At 62.3% G+C, this 19,934-nt stretch carries 16 protein-coding genes, 1 tRNA gene and 1 pseudogene; 9 read left to right on the top strand and 9 right to left on the bottom strand.

Annotated elements, in window-relative coordinates:
* Together EN749_RS38200 and EN749_RS37675 are read right to left on the bottom strand one after the other, a co-directional pair.
* Positions 1-265, bottom strand: a pseudogene (locus EN749_RS38200) (hypothetical protein); the annotation flags it as partial.
* Positions 266-657: 392 nt separating this feature from the next.
* Entirely contained in the window at positions 658-999 is a 342-nt protein-coding gene (locus EN749_RS37675; protein ID WP_189367465.1) for a hypothetical protein, read from the bottom strand.
* A gap of 407 nt (positions 1,000-1,406) precedes the next feature.
* On the opposite strand from EN749_RS37675, the gene EN749_RS11425 reads away from it, so the two are divergent.
* From EN749_RS11425 to EN749_RS11415, 3 genes are all read left to right on the top strand, one after another.
* The gene (locus tag EN749_RS11425) at positions 1,407-1,613 is read left to right on the top strand and encodes a hypothetical protein (RefSeq protein ID WP_127267240.1); all 207 of its coding nucleotides are present in this window, start codon (positions 1,407-1,409) and stop codon (positions 1,611-1,613) included.
* A gap of 311 nt (positions 1,614-1,924) precedes the next feature.
* On the top strand, positions 1,925-2,284 hold the full coding sequence (locus tag EN749_RS11420) for a lysozyme inhibitor LprI family protein (RefSeq protein ID WP_127272393.1): 360 nt from the start codon (positions 1,925-1,927) through the stop codon (positions 2,282-2,284).
* 14 nt (positions 2,285-2,298) lie between these two features.
* Entirely contained in the window at positions 2,299-2,694 is a 396-nt protein-coding gene (locus EN749_RS11415; protein WP_127270519.1) for a hypothetical protein, read from the top strand.
* A gap of 194 nt (positions 2,695-2,888) precedes the next feature.
* Here the strand turns inward: EN749_RS11415 and EN749_RS11410 are convergent.
* A tRNA-Val gene (locus tag EN749_RS11410) sits at positions 2,889-2,963 on the bottom strand.
* A gap of 116 nt (positions 2,964-3,079) precedes the next feature.
* Complete coding sequence (locus EN749_RS11405) at positions 3,080-3,442, bottom strand: response regulator (protein ID WP_006199474.1); 363 nt, start codon at positions 3,440-3,442, stop codon at positions 3,080-3,082.
* A gap of 163 nt (positions 3,443-3,605) precedes the next feature.
* Between EN749_RS11405 and EN749_RS11400 the strand changes: the two genes are divergently transcribed.
* Positions 3,606-4,547 (top strand): N-formylglutamate amidohydrolase, encoded by a 942-nt coding sequence (locus EN749_RS11400; RefSeq protein ID WP_127329367.1) that lies wholly within the window; start codon positions 3,606-3,608, stop codon positions 4,545-4,547.
* 325 nt (positions 4,548-4,872) lie between these two features.
* The gene (gene hisN, locus EN749_RS11395; RefSeq protein ID WP_127290528.1) at positions 4,873-5,646 is read left to right on the top strand and encodes a histidinol-phosphatase; all 774 of its coding nucleotides are present in this window, start codon (positions 4,873-4,875) and stop codon (positions 5,644-5,646) included.
* Between the two features lie 98 nt (positions 5,647-5,744).
* Here the strand turns inward: hisN and EN749_RS11390 are convergent, their stop codons facing one another.
* Entirely contained in the window at positions 5,745-6,722 is a 978-nt protein-coding gene (locus EN749_RS11390) for an alpha/beta hydrolase (RefSeq protein WP_128363169.1), read from the bottom strand.
* 480 nt (positions 6,723-7,202) lie between these two features.
* On the opposite strand from EN749_RS11390, the gene EN749_RS11385 reads away from it, so the two are divergent.
* Positions 7,203-7,670: an Hsp20 family protein gene (locus tag EN749_RS11385; RefSeq protein WP_013529716.1), complete on the top strand. Its 468-nt coding sequence runs from the start codon at positions 7,203-7,205 to the stop codon at positions 7,668-7,670.
* A gap of 69 nt (positions 7,671-7,739) precedes the next feature.
* Here EN749_RS11385 and EN749_RS11380 read toward each other — a convergent pair whose 3' ends face one another.
* On the bottom strand, positions 7,740-8,792 hold the full coding sequence (locus EN749_RS11380) for a low specificity L-threonine aldolase (protein ID WP_128363168.1): 1,053 nt from the start codon (positions 8,790-8,792) through the stop codon (positions 7,740-7,742).
* 493 nt (positions 8,793-9,285) lie between these two features.
* On the opposite strand from EN749_RS11380, the gene gltB reads away from it, so the two are divergent.
* Both gltB and EN749_RS11370 read left to right on the top strand, forming a co-directional pair.
* Complete coding sequence (gene gltB / locus EN749_RS11375) at positions 9,286-14,022, top strand: glutamate synthase large subunit (RefSeq protein WP_128363167.1); 4,737 nt, start codon at positions 9,286-9,288, stop codon at positions 14,020-14,022.
* A gap of 141 nt (positions 14,023-14,163) precedes the next feature.
* On the top strand, positions 14,164-15,618 hold the full coding sequence (locus EN749_RS11370) for a glutamate synthase subunit beta (RefSeq protein WP_127272441.1): 1,455 nt from the start codon (positions 14,164-14,166) through the stop codon (positions 15,616-15,618).
* 21 nt (positions 15,619-15,639) lie between these two features.
* Here EN749_RS11370 and EN749_RS11365 read toward each other — a convergent pair whose 3' ends face one another.
* Together EN749_RS11365 and EN749_RS11360 are read right to left on the bottom strand one after the other, a co-directional pair.
* Entirely contained in the window at positions 15,640-16,848 is a 1,209-nt protein-coding gene (locus tag EN749_RS11365) for a DUF459 domain-containing protein (protein WP_127381664.1), read from the bottom strand.
* A 98-nt stretch (positions 16,849-16,946) separates the two neighbouring features.
* Complete coding sequence (locus EN749_RS11360) at positions 16,947-18,167, bottom strand: lytic murein transglycosylase (protein ID WP_127381663.1); 1,221 nt, start codon at positions 18,165-18,167, stop codon at positions 16,947-16,949.
* Positions 18,168-18,376: 209 nt separating this feature from the next.
* Between EN749_RS11360 and galU the strand changes: the two genes are divergently transcribed.
* Entirely contained in the window at positions 18,377-19,282 is a 906-nt protein-coding gene (galU, locus tag EN749_RS11355; RefSeq protein ID WP_127270261.1) for a UTP--glucose-1-phosphate uridylyltransferase GalU, read from the top strand.
* A 71-nt stretch (positions 19,283-19,353) separates the two neighbouring features.
* On the opposite strand, the gene EN749_RS11350 is transcribed toward galU, so the two are convergent.
* On the bottom strand, positions 19,354-19,934 hold a 581-nt coding region (locus tag EN749_RS11350), incomplete at its 5' end, for an outer membrane beta-barrel protein (RefSeq protein WP_145990903.1).

The following is a 19,934-nucleotide window of genomic DNA, read 5'->3' as shown; positions in this document are numbered from 1 at the left end:
GCGCCACCCAGCCCGCTTTCTGGAGCAGCCCGGCATCCGCTGCCCGGACCGGGCGTGGAAAATCCCAGGCGTCGTCGCGGTAGCGATCCCAGGGGCCGGGAACTGCCAACCGCCACAGCATCTCGATTTTTGGCCGCCTTCCGTAGCCATAGTTTTCGTCGAACAGTTGCGTGGTATCGGCTCGAAATATGATCTGCGGCTCTTCCTCGGCCGGCGGCTGGAAGCTCTGGTCCAGCAGAAGCGCATTGTCGACAATACGCGCCATGGGCACCACAGCGTAGGGAAGGTGCGGGTTTCTCTCGATCGCGGACCGTATCCGCTGGAACGCAGAGCCTGTCAGGTAGCAGTTCCCGTCCCAGGGCATCAGCCATTTTGCCCTGCCGCGGGCAATCGCGAGCGCGGCGTTGCGAGCCCCATTGTTGTTCATCACATAGAGGTTCTTGCTGCGGCGGATGTGCGTTTCGTAACGCGCGGACTTTCCGCTCGCCCGGCCCTTCTCTGAGAATCTGAGGTCGCCGGCAACAAGCTGGTCGACGTCCCAGGATATCTTCCGGTACGCATCGAGTTCGAAGGGGATTGTGTGAAAATTCTGACGGCGGCTTTCGAGCAGGCCGATGATCCGGGCTTCCTCGTCGGTGTCGACTATCCGATTGACGATTAGAATTTTTCGCAGGCGTCGAAGACCGGTTCGTTGTCCAGAATGAACAGCACGTTGTCGAATGACTGGCCCTTGCGGTGTCGCGGTTCCAGATCATTGCCGATGATCCGGACGAGCATGAAGCTGTCGGCAATCTGCGAGATCGGCGACGCCGTGTAAGTCTCGCGGGCGGCTTCGATCCGCTTGCCGAGTTCGCGTCGGTATTCAGCGTTCTGCTTTGCGGAAATGAGCGCGTTGCCCAATGTCGACCACGGCGACTGCAATTGCGTGCGCACACGGTTCAGTTCGCGATGTATCTTCGGCCAAGGCGACAGTTTTTCCCTTCTGGACTGTGAACTCATGACGGCACGCAAGGAGACCCGATCACCGCCTCGGGAATGCGCGCAGTTTCGCCAACCATTCCGGCTTCGACCCTGGACCATTTCTGAGTGTGAGGCGACCAAGCCCTGAATTGTCCAACGCGATCAATCATGGAAAACGTCTCTCGCCTGCAATGTTGCGAATGTCCTGTTACGGTTCTGCTGCATCGGTCACGGCAGGTTGCAGGCAACGCCGACAAGACAATGCGATAAATCAAATCCGAAAACCACATAGCATGGCAAATGCCCCGGCATCGGCGATGCGCCTTCACGCGAAGGCAAGCTCGCAAAAAGATTCCGCCGGTGATCGCAATTTTCTTGTGAACCAATTTCTCCCGAGGCGCGACCAAGCGATGTGTCCAAACATGGTCCATCAAGGAGAACGTCTGATGTTTACTGTTTCAAGAAACGTCCTTTTGGCCGCCATCGCCGTTTCGGTGCTGGCCGGCTGCAAGACAACCGCTCCCAGGGAATGCGACAAGCTGAAGCCCGGCGTCACCTACAACGGCAAATGCTGCGGCATCGGCGAGCCTTGCCGTGAAGGCAAGGGCGGCGGCGACAGGCCGGGAAATACGCCTGATCCAGAGCCGCAATGATCTGATTGCCTGTCGCCCGTCCCGGTCAGCACCGGGACGGGCGCACAGCTTTCCGCGACGGCGTTTGCGTCCGGCGTCCGGTCTGTCAGGACCGGGTTGCGAAACTCGCCGGCGCCGCCCACGACAATGGTGAAACGGCAAATCTCAACGTCAGCTTGTGGCGGCCATTCACCGCATATCACCTCACGGCCCCAGCCTCGTCCGTCCTGCGTTGTTGAACCCGACAACCCTTTGCTTACTAATTTTTCGGTGCTTGTCGGCTGCCCCCATGCGTGCTTACTTGTGGTTGTTTTCATTCCGGGGATACAATCATGCGTTTTCTACTTGCTGGCGTCGCCATGCTGTCGTTCGCCGCCACCGCGGCTCTGGCTGATCCAGCTTCGGACTTCAAAAGAGCCGATCAGGCGTTGAACCAAACCTTCAAGCAAATCCAGAAGCGGCTTACGGATGATTCCGACGGCAAGGCACGGTTGGTGAAAGCGCAGAGAGCGTGGATTGCGTTCCGCAACGCCGAATGCACGTTTCAATCCAGCGGTGACGATGGTGGCTCCGCGGCGCCGATGGTTGCCGCTGCTTGTCAGGCTGAACTGACCAAGGCTCGCACCAGGCAGTTGAGGGCCTACCTGAACTGCCAGGAGGGTGACCTCTCTTGCCCGGTGCCATCAGAATGATCTGGAGTGACAAAATGCCGAATTTCAAGATGAGATATGTGCTGATCGCGCTTGTGCCGTTGGCGGTTGCTGGTTGCGTCAGCGCTGAGGATCAGCGCGCAATGGATCAGCAACAGTGCGCTTCTTACGGCTATAGGCCAGGAACCAACAGGTTTGCCGACTGCATGATGCAACAGACCTCACAACGTTCAGAAGACGAGCAGCGCTCAATGGATCGCATAGCCGCGCAGGAACAGAGAGACAAGGATCGCAAGGAAGCGCGTCGAAAGAACGACAGCTACATCGACCCAAGGCCGAGTTACGACAAGGACGGCAATCCGAATTTCGACACTCAAGGCAATTACCAAGGGTGTCACGGCGCGGGATGTTTGGTCGACAATCCAGACAATGGCGATGACGATGACCAGTAGGCTGGCTTCGCAAGGGCTCTTCTTCCTGCCCCTATAGTCCGGACCTCAGCCCAAATCGACAAACCGTTCGCCAAGCTCAAGCACTGCATGCGGCGTTGCGCCAGGTGCAGGCTATAAGTCAACCTATGCGAACCTCTCTACCTCTGGGGAACCAGCCGGGAAATGCCGATGCAAGATCTGCTTGTCTGGTTGGATGGTGGGCGTGACAGGGATTGAACCTGTGACCCCTGCAATGTCAATGCAGTGCTCTCCCGCTGAGCTACACGCCCATCCGAAGCCGCGCATACACCATTTTTGATCCAGCGCGTCAATAGCAGGAAAAAGGAAAGAAGGCGTCGTCTCGCCGCAGTGGCGAAGAGGTGCGGCGCCTCGCCTAGAAAAGGGCTCAGGCCGCCTGCAGCATCTTCTCGACCTCGTTGACGAGGTCGCGCAGGTGAAAGGGCTTCGACAGCACCTTGGCGTCTTTCGGCGCCTTGGAATCCGGGTTCAGCGCAACGGCGGCGAAACCGGTGATGAACATGACTTTCAGATCAGGATCGATCTCTGTGGCACGCCGCGCCAGTTCGATGCCGTCCATCTCCGGCATGACGATGTCGGTCAACAGCAGCGAGAAAGGCTCCTCGCGCAGCCGCTCATAGGCGCTGGCGCCATTGTCGAAATCGCTGACCTGGTAACCGGCGCGCTCCAGCGCCTTGACGAGGAACCGACGCATATCGTCGTCGTCTTCCGCCAGAAGAATGCGTGCCATGATATCCCGTCCGAATCACCCGCCCGAGGTTGCCGTTGGGCAAGCCCGTTAACCATCCTGTATATGAGGAGGTGAGGGTAAACATCAAGTGAACGCTGACGGGGATGATCCATATTTGCCGGGCGTGTGCTGCGGCCGAAATGCTGGACACGAGGCTTGCAAGGTGGCACTTTCACATCATGATGCACTGGTGTTTTCGGGTTCGTTCAAATTGAAGACGGCAGCCGAGGATTTTTCGGTCTTTCCACCCTTCGAAATCCGGTCGGGCGTCGAGCAGCGCGTCCCCTTCCTCTTCAACTCACCGCATAGCGGCCGCTACTATCCGGAGCGCTTCCTTGCCATGGCAAGGCTGGACCGCAACGCCATCCGCCGGTCCGAGGACTGCTACGTCGATGAGCTGTTCGGCGGGACCGTCGCGCTCGGCGCACCGCTGCTGGCGGCGAATTTCCCGAGGGCCTATCTCGACGTCAACCGTGAACCGTGGGAGCTTGATCCGCGCATGTTCGCCGAGCCGGTGCCGTCCTTCTGCAACATCCGCTCGGCACGGGTGGCCGGCGGGCTGGGCACGGTGCCGAAGCTGGTCGGCGAGGGGCTCGACATCTATTCCGGCCGCTTGCCGCTGGCCGAAGCGGTCGCCCGCATCGAGGCCGTCTACAAGCCCTATCACGAGACGCTGAAGCGGCTGTTGACCAGAACCCATGCGCGGTTCGGCTTTGCCGTGCTGATCGACTGTCATTCGATGCCGGCGAGCATCAGGGTCGGCGACAGCGGCCAGCGGCCCGACTTCATCATCGGCGACCGTTTCGGCATCTCGGCAACGGCCGCCCTGACCGACACCGCGATCGGCCTGCTCAGCGCCATGGGCTATTCGGTCGCCCACAACAAGCCCTATGCCGGCGGCTTCATCACCGAGCACTATGGCCGCCCGGCGCGCCATCTGCACGCGCTGCAGATCGAGGTCAACCGGGGGCTCTATATGAACGAGCGGACATTCGAGAAGGCTGCCGGCTTCGATGCGCTGGCCGACGATCTGACGCGGTTCTCAGCCGACCTGATGTCGATGCCCGATCATCATTTCATCGACTTGCCACTGGCCGCGGAGTGAATAACCTGCCGCTGGCCGCGGACTGAATGGCGCCATAAAAAAAGACCGCATCGTTTGCACGATACGGTCGAAGTCTAGGGAGGAAACGCCCAAGGAGGGCATGGACAGGAAACCCTGTCCGAGATTGAGGGTATTGTGCGTTGCACAAATGTCAAGCGACCTTCAGCCTTTTTTAATTCACTCTGATGTGGAAATTGCGTTTCGATGGCGCCTGTGTGACATCCAGGCAACAGATGCCGTCGCGGAAAAATCCTCGACACCCTTGTTTTGGCACGAAATTGGCGGCAAAGCCGGGCTCGGGCATGCTGCAATGCGGGAGAATCAGTTGGACATCAGCATCGATTTCATGCGTCGCATCGCGCAGGCGGCAGCGGCGGAGACCTTGCCGCGCTTTCGTGCCCAAGGTGCGGTCGCCAACAAGGAACAGGGCAGTTTTGATCCGGTCACCGAGGCCGATCGCGAGGCCGAGCGCGCCATCCGGGCTCTGATATCGGCTGAGTATCCCGATCATGGTATTCTAGGCGAGGAGCATGGCAGCGAGAACATTTCGAGCCGGCACGTCTGGGTGATTGACCCGATCGACGGCACGCGCGCGTTCATTTCCGGCCTGCCGGTGTGGGGCACACTGGTCGGGCTGACGATCGACGGCGACGCCGTTGCCGGCATGATGGCGCAGCCCTTCACCGGCGAGCTTTTCTACGCCAACGGCTCGGGCTCCCATTATGAGGGGCCAGGCGGGCCGCGAAAACTGACGACCCGCAAGACGACGAAGTTGGACCAGGCGACGCTGTTCACCACCACGCCGGCCCTGTTCAAGGGCGAGGCGCGCAACCGTTACGATGCATTCGAAAGACAGATCCAGCTCGCCCGCTATGGCGCCGATTGCTATGCCTTCGCCATGATCGCCTCGGGAAGCGTCGACATCGTCGCCGATCCCGGATTGAAGCCCTACGACATCGTGGCGCTGATCCCGATCATCGAAAAGGCAGGCGGCGTCGTCACCACATTCGATGGCGGGCCGGCGGAACAGGGCGGCGATGTACTCGCCGCGGCGACGCCGGAACTTCATGCCGCCGCCATGGCCGCCCTGCGCGGCTAAACGAGCGTCCGCCGCCATTCAGGTGATGCCGACCGCTTGAAGCAGTCGTTTTACTGCCGGCGGCACCCCTTGGGGAGCGGGCCAGCGACCGGCGCCCGTCAGGCTGTGGGGTCGTCGCTGCCGGGAATGAAGGCGTCGAAGGCGGCGAGCAATTGCTCGCGGTAGATGTCGGCTTCCTGCAGGATTTCGTGACGGGAGCCATCGATCATCAGCAATGAACCGAGCCGCAGACGTCTGGCGTAGGCTTCCACGGCCCTGGTCGAGACGACCTGGTCGGCGCCGGCGGCGATGATCAGCAGCGGGACCTGGATCCGAGCCATCAAATCGGGGTCGCTGACGGCTTCCGATGCTTTCGCGGCTGCCTGCAGCCAGCGGATCGTCGGCCCGCCAAGCGCCAGTTGCGGGTATTCTTCGTAGATCCGCGTGTTGCGCCGATAGCGCTCCGGGTCCGATGTCAGCTTGTTGGTCTCGAAAGGGGCCGTTGCCCTCGGCCGCGGACCCCAGGCGGCGTAGAGCCGGCCGAGGCCGATAGCGCAGAACAGGGAACAGACGCGGCGAACCGTCGAGATCGAGACCGGCAGGTCGGGCAGCGTCAGGAAGGGCGCGATCAGCACCATGCGCCGGATGCGGTTCACCATCGATGGGGCGGCAAGCAGGGTGATCAAGGCACCTGCCGAATGGGCGAGGATGTAGTACGGTCCGCGGCAATCGGGCAGCACGATCTCCTCGAAGAACTGTTCGAGGTCGGCGGTGTAGTCGCGGAAGCTGCTGACGTAGCCGCGCTGGTGATCGTGGATCAGCCGGTCGGAATCGCCCTGGCCGCGCCAATCGAGCGTGGCGACGCCAAAGCCGCGATCGGCAAGGTTGCGGATGGTTTCGAAATATTTCTCGATGCACTCGTTGCGGCCGGTGAGCAGGACCACGGTGCCCTTCATCGGGCGAGCGACCGCGCCGAACAGGCCGTAGCGGATATTCTTGCGGTCACGCGTGGTGAAGAAGCCGCCGGTGGCATTTTCCGGCCGCGGATTGCCCTCGACTTCGTGAAAAAGGGAGTTTTCGGTGAAAAGATCCGTCATTCGGCGCTTCGTGCTCGGCGTCTCGCATGCCCGCCTGCGCTGGCCGGCTCCGCTAAGGTGATAGACGCCCATGCGCCAAAAGCCAAGGAATTCCCGGTGAAGGGGAGGCTGCATCAGGGAAGGCCGGAAGCCGCTCGAAAGCGTGCTTCCGGCCTCTGTCGATCCGGGAGGAAGGGACGTTACACCCGGTCGGCCTCGTTGCGGTGCCTGTTGTGCAATCGGCGCCGCCAGTCCTTGATCCTGGAATAGACTTTAGCGCCGGCCGCCTGAACGCGCGCCGAAGTGCCGGTTCATCTGCCGTTCATCAAGGGTCCGGGCGCCGTGGCTTTTGCCGCCAGGTGAAATCTTGAAATGCTTTCCAGCGCTCCCCAAATGTCTCGTGCGGTCGCCAATGTCGGGGCCGCTGGCCCACCCGAAACGCCGCTCAAGGGTTTCGCACCGGCCATACGCAAACCATGTTGCTCAACAGGAGAACACCTCATGCGTCACGTTGATTTTTCCCCGCTTTATCGCTCGACCGTCGGCTTCGATCGTCTCTTCACGATGCTCGATTCGCTCGCGCAGCCGGATGGCGCGCAGACCTATCCGCCCTACAACATCGAGCGCACCGGTGAGGATTCCTACCGCATCTCGATGGCGGTTGCCGGCTTCTCGGACGAGGAAATCTCGATCGAAGCCCATCGCAATGTGCTGACCGTGAAAGGTGAGCGCAAAGACGAGGGCACCGGCGAAGGGTCCGAACTGCTCTATCGCGGCATTGCCTCAAGGGCTTTCGAGCGCCGCTTCCAGCTTGCCGATCACGTTGAAGTCGTCGGTGCTTCGCTGAAGAACGGCCTGCTCTTCGTCGACCTCAAGCGCAACATCCCCGAGGAGCTGAAGCCGCGCAAGATCGCCATTACGGCGTCTTCGGCCAAGGCCAAGCAGATCGAGGCCAAGACCGCTGCCTAAAGTACAAGTCTCCTCCCGAGACGGAAGCGGCGCCGAAAGGCGCCGCTTTTTTGTTGTCAGGGATATTGATTATCCTGCGATCAGCTGGCCAAAGCGGTCGACATCTTCGGCCGTCGTCGCGAAGCTGGTGACGAAGCGATAGAGCAACTCGTCCTCGCCGATATGACCGTCGAAACCGTGCGGCTTGTGCCAGTCGTAGAAGGCGGCACCCGCTGCCTGCAGCTTTTCAGCCTCGGCCTTCTTGATCACCGCGAACACCTCATTGGCTTGCGGCAGCCAGGCCAGCTTCGCCGTTGCCGAATCCTCGATCGCCGCGGCAAGGCGCGCGGCCATGGCGTTGGCGTGGCGGGCGGTGTCCAGCCACAATCCGTCCTTGAAATAGGCCTCGAACTGCGCTGCAACGAAGCGCGATTTCGAAAACAACTGGGCGGCGCGCTTGCGCAGGAAGGCCAATTCCTTGGCGCGATCAAGATCGAACAGCACGATCGCCTCGGCGCACCAGCAGCCGTTCTTGGTGCCGCCGAAGGAGAGGATGTCGACGCCGCGTTTCCAGGTCATTTCGGCCGGTGTCGTCTCAAGCGCGACCAGCGCGTTGGCAAAGCGGGCGCCATCCATGTGCAGGGGCACCGAATGCTTCTTGGCGATCGCCGAGATCGTCTCGATCTCATCCAGGCCGTAGATGGTGCCGACCTCGGTCGACTGGGTGATCGAAACGGCCATCGGCCGTCCCCAATGGACGATTTCGGGCGCAAAACGGGCGATGGTCCTTTCCAGATTGTGCGGGTCGATCTTGCCCAGCGGGCCATCGATGTCATGCAGGCGCGAGCCGCCGGAAAAATACACCGGCGCGCCGCATTCATCCTCGATGACATGCGATTCGCGGTGGGCGAAGGAAATGCCGCCTGGCTTGTTGTAAGTGGTCAGCGCCAGCGAGTTGGCGGCCGTGCCGGTGGCGACGAAGAAAACCGCGACCTCGCGTTCGAAAATCTCGCTGAAGCGCTGGTAGACTGCCCGGTCGAGCGCACCATCGCCATAGGCGGTGGAAAAGCCGCCGGCATTGGCCGACAGGCCGGCGGCAATATTGGGATGGGCGCCTGCCCAATTGTCGGAAGCGAAGAACATGCATCTGCCTATGTCTTGGGAGGTCGGGGGGTTGGGGAGATCAGCTTGAATTTGACCGGTTTCGCGAGCGGACCGCAAGGGGCCAGGCGCCGGAAAAACAGTAAAGCCAGCCAACCGACAAAGCCCAGGTCGACGACTGAAGCTTACGTTTTTCCCGGACTTGACGACATTTTCTGTCGCGAAAAGCCCAAGTTTTTTGTGAATCGGTCTTGTGTGCGTCCCGGATTTCTGCCATAAAAATTTAGGACAGTAGTGCTGTCTTATTTTGTCGCACAAAACGAGCCGGATTGGCGTATCATTGGGCCTCTCCGGCTGTTGCCGCGAGCGACAGGTGGACAGCCAGACTCTGGCCTGTACGATTACCAGATGCGTTCCATGCGGAAAGCCGCCTGGTTCGGCAAGGATTTCGCAAGACGTGCCACAAGGATCAGGGTGAGCCAAGCGCTTGCCGAGGCAAACCAGCGCCTGAATGGCTGGGAATGGAGGACAGGAGATGACGGACATGACGCACTCTGCGACGAACGGCCAGGCCGCGCAGACGAAAGCGGCAACCGTCAAAACCACCTTGCGATCCAATATTAGCCGAACCGCCAACGGCTTTTCCGCCCAGGGCCTCTACGATCCGCGCAACGAGCATGACGCCTGCGGCGTCGGCTTCATCGTCAATATGAAGGGCGTGAAGTCGCATCAGATCGTCAAGGACGGGCTGGCTGTGCTCGAAAACCTGACGCATCGCGGCGCCGTTGGCGCCGATCCGCTGGTCGGCGATGGCGCCGGCGTGCTGGTGCAGCTTCCCGACCAGTTCTTCCGTGAGGAGATGGCGGCCCAGGGCATCGAGCTGCCGCCGGCGGGTCAGTACGGCGTCGGACACTGGTTCATGCCGCAGGACGCGGCCCTTCGCGCCCATATCGAGGACATCATTGTCGAATCGGCGCAATCCGAGGGGCTTCCGCTCATCGGTTTCCGTGACGTGCCCGTCGACAATTCGTCGCTGTCGAAGGCGCCTGACATCGTGGCATCCGAGCCGTTCCACCGGCAGATCTTCATCGGCCGCACGCCAGACATTACCGATGACGAGGAATACGAGGCCAGGCTCTATCTGCTGCGCAAGGTCATATCGGGCCGCATCTACGCCGAGAACGACAACAAGGACATCGGCGCCTATTGCGTGTCGCTGTCGGCGCGCACCATCGTCTACAAGGGCATGTTCCTGGCCTATCAGGTCGGCGCCTATTACAAGGACCTGATCGATCCGCGCTTCGAGACCGCGCTGATCCTCGTCCACCAGCGCTTCTCGACCAACACCTTCCCGTCTTGGAAGCTGGCGCATCCCTACCGCATGGTCGCCCACAATGGCGAGATCAACACCGTGCGCGGCAACAACAACTGGATGGCTGCGCGCCAGGCGTCGGTCGATTCCGAACTGTTCGGCAACAACATCTCGAAGCTGTGGCCGATCTCATACGACGGCCAGTCCGACACCGCCTGCTTCGACAATGCGCTCGAGTTCCTGTTCCAGGGCGGGTACAGGCTCAGCCATGCCATGATGATGCTGATCCCGGAAGCCTGGGCCGGCAACAAGCTCATGGATGCCGATCGCAAGGCCTTCTACGAATACCATGCGGCACTGATGGAGCCGTGGGATGGACCGGCGGCGGTGGTTTTCACCGATGGCCGCCAGATCGGCGCCACGCTCGACCGCAATGGCCTGCGCCCGGCACGCTACATCGTCACCGATGACGACCGCGTCATCATGGCCTCGGAAGCCGGCGTGCTGCCGGTGCCCGAGGAGAAGATCGTCAAGAAGTGGCGGCTGCAGCCAGGCCGGATGCTTCTGATCGACCTGGAGAAGGGGCGTATCGTCTCCGACGAGGAGCTCAAGTCGGAAATCGCGACCAAGCATCCCTACAAGACCTGGCTCGCCAACACACAGCTCATCCTCGAAGATTTGAAGCCGGTCGAGCCGCGCGCGCTGCGCAAGGATGTCAGCCTGCTCGATCGCCAGCAGGCATTCGGCTATAGCCAGGAAGACACCAAGCTGTTGATGTCGCCGATGGCGACGACAGGCCAGGAGGCGGTGGGCTCGATGGGCACCGACACGCCGATCTCGGCGATGTCGGACAAGTCGAAGCTCCTCTACACCTACTTCAAGCAGAACTTCGCCCAGGTCACCAACCCGCCGATCGATCCGATCCGCGAGGAGCTGGTGATGAGCCTGGTGTCCTTCATCGGGCCGCGGCCCAACATCTTCGACCTGGTCGGCAATTCGCGCCGCAAGCGGCTCGAGGTGCGCCAGCCGATCCTGACCAATGGCGATCTCGAAAAGATCCGTTCCATCGGCCACACCGAGGACCGCTTCGACACCAAGACGATCGACATCACCTATGGCTCGGCCGAAGGGGCCGCGGGCATGCAGGGCGCCATCGACCGGTTGTGCGAGCGGGCGGAGGCGGCGGTCGCCGGCGGCTACAACATCATCATCCTGTCCGACCGCCAGGTCGGGCCGGACCGCATCGCCATCCCGGCGCTGCTGGCTACGGCCGCGGTCCATCATCACCTGATCCGCAAGGGGCTGCGCACCTCGGTCGGCCTCGTCGTCGAATCCGGCGAGCCGCGCGAAGTGCATCATTTCTGCTGCCTTGCCGGCTATGGCGCCGAGGCGATCAATCCGTACCTTGCCTTCGACACGCTGCTCGACATGCACAAGCGTGGCGAACTGCCGAAGGAAGTGGACGCCTACGAGGTCGTTTCGCGCTACATCAAGTCGATCGGCAAGGGCATCCTCAAGGTGATGTCCAAGATGGGCATCTCGACCTACCAGTCTTATTGTGGCGCGCAGATTTTCGACGCCATCGGCCTGAAGACCGATTTCGTGCAGCAATACTTCACCGGCACCGCGACGCTGATCGAAGGCGTCGGGCTGGACGAGATCGCGGCAGAGACGCTCAGCCGCCACAATGACGGTTTCGGCAACGACCCCGTGCTGCGCAACAGCCTCGAGGTCGGCGGCGAATACATGTTCCGCATGCGGGGCGAGGCGCATATCTGGTCGCCCGACGCGGTCGCCACCTTGCAGCACGCCGTGCGCCAGGGGTCGTGGGAAACGTTCAAGGACTATTCCGCCCAGATCGACAGCGAGACGGCCCGCGCCCAGACCATTCGCGGCCTGTTCAAGATCAAGCTGGCCGGAGAGACCGGCCGCAAGAAGGTGGCGCTCGACGACGTCATGTCAGCGGCCGACATCGTCAAGCGGTTCTCGACCGGGGCGATGTCGTTCGGTTCGATCTCGCGCGAAGCACACACGACGCTGGCGCGCGCGATGAACCAGATCGGCGGCAAGTCGAACACCGGCGAGGGCGGCGAAGAGGCCGACCGCTATCTGCCGCTGCCTGGCGGCGGCAAGAACCCCGAACGCTCGGCGATCAAGCAGATCGCCTCGGGCCGTTTCGGCGTCACGGCCGAATACCTCGTCAATTCCGACATGATGCAGATCAAGGTGGCGCAGGGCGCCAAGCCCGGCGAGGGCGGCCAGCTGCCCGGCCACAAGGTCGACGCGACCATCGCCAAGGTCAGGCATTCGACGCCCGGCGTCGGCCTGATCTCGCCGCCGCCGCATCACGACATCTATTCGATCGAGGATCTGGCACAGCTGATCTACGATCTGAAGAACGTCAATCCGGCGGCCGACGTGTCGGTCAAGCTGGTGTCGGAAGTCGGCGTCGGCACGGTCGCGGCGGGTGTCGCCAAGGCACGCGCCGACCACATCACCATTTCGGGCTATGATGGCGGCACTGGCGCCTCGCCGCTGACCTCGCTCAAGCATGCCGGCAGCCCATGGGAAATGGGCCTTGCCGAGACGCACCAGACGCTGGTGCTGAACGGCTTGCGGTCGCGCGTCGCGCTGCAGGTCGACGGCGGCCTGCGCACGGGGCGAGACGTTATCATCGGCGCGCTGCTTGGCGCCGACGAGTTCGGCTTCTCGACCGCGCCGTTGATCGCGGCCGGCTGCATCATGATGCGCAAATGCCATCTCAACACCTGCCCGGTCGGCGTCGCGACGCAGGATCCGGTGCTGCGCAAGCGCTTCAAGGGCACGCCCGAGCATGTCATCAACTTCTTCTTCTACGTGGCGGAAGAGGTGAGGGAGCTGCTCGCCGAGATGGGTTACACCCATATCGACCAGATCATCGGCGACAGTGATCTTCTGGAGAAGCGCGACCTGATCGTGCACTGGAAGGCGCGCGGGCTCGATTTCTCGAAGATGTTCTTCAAGCCGGATGCGCCGCATGAGGCGGTGCACTGGACCGAGCGCCAGAAGCACCCGATCGACGACGTGCTCGACCGCAAGCTGATCGAGCTGGCAAAGCCTGCGCTCGAAAGCAAGCTGCCGGTCAAGATCGAGGTCGATATCCGCAATGTCGACCGCTCGGCGGGCGCCATGCTGTCGGGTGAAGTGGCCAAGCGCTTCAAGCACAAGGGCCTGCGCGAGGACACCATCCAGGTGAAGCTGACCGGCACTGCCGGCCAGTCCTTCGGCGCCTTCCTGGCGCGCGGCATCTCGTTCGAGCTTGTCGGCGCCGGCAATGACTATGTCGGCAAGGGCCTGTCGGGCGGCCGCATCGTCATCCGGCCGCCGGAAGAGGCCAAGATCGTCGCCGCCGAGTCCATCATCGTCGGCAATACGGTGCTCTATGGCGCCACCGAGGGCGAGGCCTACTTTGCCGGCGTCGCCGGCGAGCGTTTCGCCGTGCGCAATTCGGGCGTCGCCGCCGTCGTCGAAGGCGTCGGCGACCATGGCTGCGAGTACATGACGGGCGGCATCGTCGTCGTCATCGGCAAGACCGGCCGCAATTTCGCCGCCGGCATGTCGGGCGGCGTCGCCTATGTGCTCGACGAGGCGGGCGATTTCGCCGAGCGCTGCAACATGGCGATGGTCGAGCTGGAGCCGGTTCCGGAAGAAGACGATCTGATGGAAAGGCTGCTGCACCATGGCGGCGACCTCGATCACAAGGGTCGCGTCGACGTCTCCGGCGACATGACCAGCCATGACGAGGAGCGGCTTTACCAGCTGATTTCCAACCATGTGCATTACACCGGGTCGGTGCGCGGCCGCGAGATTCTCGACGACTGGACGATTTTCCGGCCGAAGTTCCGCAAGATCATGCCGGTCGAATACCGCCGCGCCCTGATCGAGATGGAACGCATGCGCATGGGCGTCGCGGCGGAATAGGCTTTGCAATTGCCGGGGAGCCCAGGCTTCCCGGCCCATCTTCATCGACAGTTTGACCTCCGGCGCAAGGTTGCCATGGCTGCCTCAAGGGGTTAACGGGTGCGGCGAAAACCGCACCATCTGGACAGCAGGAACTGGACTATGGGCAAGGTAACAGGCTTTCTCGAAATCGACCGGCAGGTGCACAAGTACCAGCCGGCCTCCGATCGCATCCGGCATTTCCGTGAATTCACGCTGCCGATGTCCGACAAGGAGGTCGAGAAACAGGCCGCGCGCTGCATGGATTGCGGCATTCCGTTCTGCCATGGGCCGACCGGTTGCCCGATCCACAACCAGATTCCGGACTGGAATGACCTCGTCTACAATGGCGACTGGGACAACGCGATCCGCAACCTGCATTCGACCAACAATTTCCCGGAGTTCACCGGCCGCATCTGCCCCGCGCCCTGCGAGGAAGCCTGCACGCTGAACCTCGAGGACATTCCCGTCGCCATCAAGACGGTCGAGCAGGCGATCGCCGACAAGGCCTATGAAACCGGCCATATCAGGCCCTATCCGCCGGAGAAGAAGACCGGCAAGCGCGTCGCCGTCATCGGCTCCGGCCCCGCCGGCATGGCGGCTGCCCAGCAGCTTGGCCGCGCCGGCCACGATGTCCATGTCTACGAGCGCGAAAGCCGGCCCGGCGGGCTGATGCGCTACGGCATTCCCGACTTCAAGATCGAGAAGCACTATATCGACCGGCGCATCGAGCAGATGCAGGGTGAGGGCGTGACCTTCCATTGCGGCGTCAATGTCGGCGTCGACAAGCCGGTTGCCGAGCTGCTCGCCGAACATGATGCCGTGCTCTATTGCGGCGGTTCCGAAACGCCGCGCGCGGCCGGCATTCCCGGCGACGATCTCGGCGGCGTGCATGACGCGATGCCCTATCTGGTGCAGCAGAACAGGCGGGTCGGCGGCGAACCGATCCAGTCGGTGGCGTGGCCGTCGCATCCGATCATCGCCGGCGGCCAGCATGTCGTCGTCGTCGGCGGCGGCGATACCGCCTCCGACTGTGTCGGCACTGCTTTTCGCCAGGGTGCGGTGCGCGTCACCCAGCTCGACATCCGTCCGCAGCCGCCGGAGAAGGAAGACAAGCTTTCGGTCTGGCCCTATTGGGCGACCAAGATGCGCACCTCGTCCTCGCAGGCCGAAGGCGCGGAGCGCGAATTCCAGGTGGCGACACTCGAATTCATCGGCGAGGAAGGCCAGCTGACCGGCGTCAAGTGCTGCGAGGTCGACGACAAGCGCAAGCCGATCGCCGGCACCGAATTCGTCATTCGTGCCGATCTCGCCTTCATCGCCATCGGCTTTGCCGGGCCGGCCGCGGCCGGGGTGGCGAAGGAATTGGACGGTGAGATGAAGATCGCCACCGACAGCCGCCGCTCCAGGAATGTCGAGGCCAATGACCGCGACTACAAGACCAGCGTGGACAGGCTCTATGCGGCCGGCGACGTGCGTCGTGGCCAGTCGCTGGTCGTCTGGGCGATCCGCGAGGGCCGCCAGGCGGCACGCTCGATCGACGAGGCGTTGATGGGGTCGAGCGTTCTCCCGCGCTGAACCCAGGAGCGTGCAGCGATACTAACGATTGATCGCGGTCGTGGTATCGGTCGCGGCCTTTGGCGGCCATGAGAAATCGTCGGCGCGGCCGGGCGATGCAATCGGTGCCTTGCCCTCGACCACAAGCTTTTCACCGGGCAAGTCCGGATTGGCCTTCGCCGGCGGTGCCGCGCCCAGCAATTCGGAGCCACCGTCGAGTGCCGGATCGCTGAGCAGCATCGGCGCGGTGCGGTCGATAACGATGGGGGCCGCGGCCGGCGCCGGCGCCTCGACAGGTGCGCCCGCCGGAGCGGACGGTGTAATCACGCTTCCAGGCGCGGTCAGGCCGAGGATCTTCAGCAGCGGTTTTTCGGTGTAGAAGGCAAGTTTGCGCTTGCCCGCCCTCGAGACGTTGATGCCGTCATCGGCGCGCAGCCGCACCGGCTGGCCGTTGATGTCGGGGCCGCTGGTGACGAAAGCACCGTTCTCATCGACGAAGCCGTCCCAGACGTCGACGAATTCACCGCCATGGCTTTCAGCGGCCTGATGATAGATGTCGTTGAAGGCCAGCATATCGGAGGTCATCTTCGACACCCGGAACGCCGGCATGCCGACCCAGAGGAAGGGTACCTTTGCCTCCGCGACAGCTTTGCCGAACGCCTCGGTCCGGCGCTCATATTCCTTGGTCCAGGTTTCAGAGCGGGGCTGTTCGCGCACGTCACCCACCTTCATCTGCTGGCGGTCGTTGGAACCCAGCATGACGATCACGGCGGCAGGTTTTTCGGTCTCGATCAGCAATTTGATCTGTTCGGGCCAGTTGTAGAAATCATCGCGTACGAAGCCGGACGAACCATTGCTGCGAACGACGATCCTGACGCCGGCATTCTCGGCAAAGGCGGTATCGAGGCCTTCGGCGAGGCCGGCCGCCATGAAGTCTCCGACCACCAGCACGGTGCGGGCGTCCGGTGCCTTGTCGACCACCGGGATTTCCGGTTCCGCGGGCGGGCGCGGGGCGCGGGGTTTTTTCGCCTTGGGCCTGGGCCTCGGCTTCTGGATGTCCTGCGGCGGCTCGATGCGCTCGCTGCGGCGCGGGAACAGAAGGTCTCGCAGCGACCAGCCGCGGTTTTGCTGCTCCTGCGCCATGGCCGGCGCATGGAAGGCGCCAGCCACACCGACGGCGAGCACGATCACGGCCAGGATGAGCACCGGCATGCGACGAACAAGCCCTGCGATGCGCGCAGCCGAAGCCAATCGTTTCCTCCATCCCTTGGCGCAGCAAATGCCGCGCCAACCAGATTGCTACAGTGTCCTTTGCGCGCCCGAAAGGCCGCGCGGCACCGCAGGCGGCTCTATTTCTGCCGGAGCCACTTCAGCACTTCCATGCTCGGGTAACCGTCCTGGGTCAAGCCGGCCTTGGCCTGGAAGGCCAAGATGGCTGATTTCGAGCCGTCGCCGATCTTGCCGTCGAACTTGCCGTCATAAAGGCCATGTTGGGAAAGCCGCTGCTGCAGCTCCTGCCTTTCCTCGAAAGTGAGCTTGGTGAAAGGCCGCTTCCAGTCTTGCACGAGACCGCTGGAGCCGGCGATTTCGTCGGCAAGAAGGCCGACGGCCAGCGCATATTTGTCGGCGTTATTGTAGGCTTTGATGACCGTGAAATTCTTGATCATCAGGAAGGCCGGCCCGTTGCGGCCGTCCGGCACCTTCAGCGTCGCCTTGTCGGAGCCGTTCTTGAACGGCTTGCCGTTGGCCCTGACCACGCCGAGCGCCTGCCATTGCGACAGTGTTTTCGAGCCGCCGGGAAGCTTTCCAGCGGGCAAAGCAACCTCATAGCCCCAAGTCTTGCCAGCCTGCCAGCCATTCTTCTTCAACAAATTGGCTGATGTCGCCAGCGCATCGGGGATCGAATTCCAGATGTCGCGTTTGCCATTGCCGTCCATGTCGACGGCATAGTGCAGATAGCTGGTCGGGATGAACTGGGTATGGCCCATGGCGCCGGCCCAGGATCCGCTCAGATGGCTTTCGTCGATGTCGCCGGTCTGCAGGATCTTCAGCGCGGCGACCAGCTGGGTGCGGGCGAATTTCGCCCGCTTCGGATCGGCATAGGCCAAGGTCGCCAGCGAGCGCACGACATTGCGCATGACGTCGTCGCGCTTGAGGATCTCGCCATAGTTCGATTCCATCGACCAGATGGCCAGCAGGATGTAGCGGTTGACACCGAACCTGGCCTCGATCCGGTCCAGCCACGGCTTCCATTTCCTGGCCATCTGCTGGCCGACGGCGACCGACTGGTCATGGACGCGATTGTCGAAATAGTCCCAGGCAGGGGCCGTGAATTCAGGCTGCGTACGCGCCTTCTCCAGCACCACCGGATCGATATCCCTGATGTTCCTGAAGGCCTGGTCGTAGAGGGCGCCGGAAACGCCGCTCTGCACGGCGGTGGCGCGGAAGCCGGCGACCCACTGCCGGAAACCGGCATCGGCGAAAGCGGGGCCAGGCATCAGCAGAGCGAGCGATAGGCTGGCTGCCGCCATGACGCTGGTAAAAATTTTTGCGGCATTGCGAACGGACATCTTTTCCTCCTTCTCTGTCTCAGGAAAGACCATTCATCGCCGAACCAGGTTAGGAATTAGTTTACCATAGGCGCCACCGGGAACGAAAAGACGCTTCGAAGCTTTACCGGTGGACATTCCTCTCAGTTGCCCAGTAGTCCCGAATTCCGGCGTGAAAATGTCTTGGAACGGGGATTGCGGAGCTGGCCCTCAAACGGATAATTGAAAGCATGAAGAGAGTTCGCAAGGCAGTCTTCCCGGTCGCCGGTCTCGGCACACGGTTTCTCCCGGCCACCAAGGCTGTCCCCAAGGAAATGCTGACCGTCGTCGACCGGCCGGTGATCCAGTATGTGGTGGATGAGGCACGCGAGGCCGGCATCGAGCATTTCATCTTCGTCACCGGCCGCAACAAGGCCGTCATCGAGGACCATTTCGACATCCAGTTCGAACTCTATGACACGCTGGCCCAGCGCGGCAAGGACGACCAGCTCGCCCGCCTGCAACGGCTGCAGCCGGCGCCGGGGCAGACCAGTTTCACACGCCAGCAGGTGCCGATGGGACTTGGCCATGCCGTCTGGTGCGCCCGCGAACTCGTCGGCGACGAGCCCTTCGCGCTGTTGCTGCCCGACATGATCATGCAGTCGGAGAAGAGCTGCACGAAGGCAATGGTCGAGCTCTACGAGGAGACCGGCAACAACATCATCGCGGTGCAGGAATGCGCTCCCGCCGAAACCCACAAATACGGCATCGTCGGCCGCGGCGAGGACACGCATCACGGTTTCCGCATCACCGAGATGGTGGAAAAGCCGAAGGCCGGCACCGCGCCGTCCAATCTTTACATCAACGGCCGCTACATCCTGCAGCCGGAGATCTTCAAGATCCTTGAAGGCCAGGAAAAAGGCGCCGGCAACGAGATCCAACTCACCGACGCCATGCTGAAGCTGGAAAAGCAGCAGCCTTTCTACGGCTACCACTATCGAGGCCGCACGTTCGACTGCGGATCGCCGGAAGGCTTCGTCGAGGCCAACGTCGCCTTCGCGCTGTGGCGCAGCGACATGAACGAGAACATGGCCGGTGTGATCCGCACGCTTCTCGATGAGATGAAGCCATCCGAGCGCCGCGGCGCCGCATCTTAAGTCGATGTCGATGTTCAGCCGGTCCGCGGAAGGGCCGGTCTGATCTCAACGCACGTTGGGCACGCAAGCCCTCAGCGCTGCACTTTCACGCCGAGGAAGATGCTGTTGGCGGTGTAGTCCCGGCCCGGCAGATTGCTGGTCAGCTTCTCGGTCCTTACCCTTGTGGTGAGGCCGGCGTAGCGGTTCAGCCACCAGGTCAGTCCGGCCTCGGCGCTCAACACCCTGTCATGGCCATCGATGCCGATGTAATCACGCCAGTCGAGGCCCAGAGCCGCATTGGCGGTGAGGTTGGCGCGAATCTGGCGTTCGCCGGTCAGGCGACCGGAATAGAGGATGTCGCCGCTTTCGCCTGATGTGGTCGTGGGCTCGACGGTGGTCCGCCCGGTCAGGCCGATCGTGGTGCCGCGCTCCGGTGACCATTTGAGGTCGGCGTTGACGGTGGCACCGGAGATTGCATCAAGGTTTTTGTCGTCGATCGCTTCCCTGAGCCAGCCGGCCGAGAATTCGCCCGACAGCTTCTCGCCCATGTCGAGTGCAAGGCCAGCGCGGGCGCCGAGCCGCGTCGACGAGCGCTCGAAGCCTTCATTGTCGATGCGTTGATCATAGGTCCGGCGGCCGACCTCGATTTCAGTGAACGGGGTCAGGGCAGGGG

Source organism: Mesorhizobium sp. M7A.F.Ca.ET.027.02.1.1, assembly GCF_004022985.1.
GTDB lineage: Bacteria > Pseudomonadota > Alphaproteobacteria > Rhizobiales > Rhizobiaceae > Mesorhizobium.
Note: the sequence above shows the minus strand (reverse complement) of the source record. Positions and strands in the feature narration are given on the sequence as shown.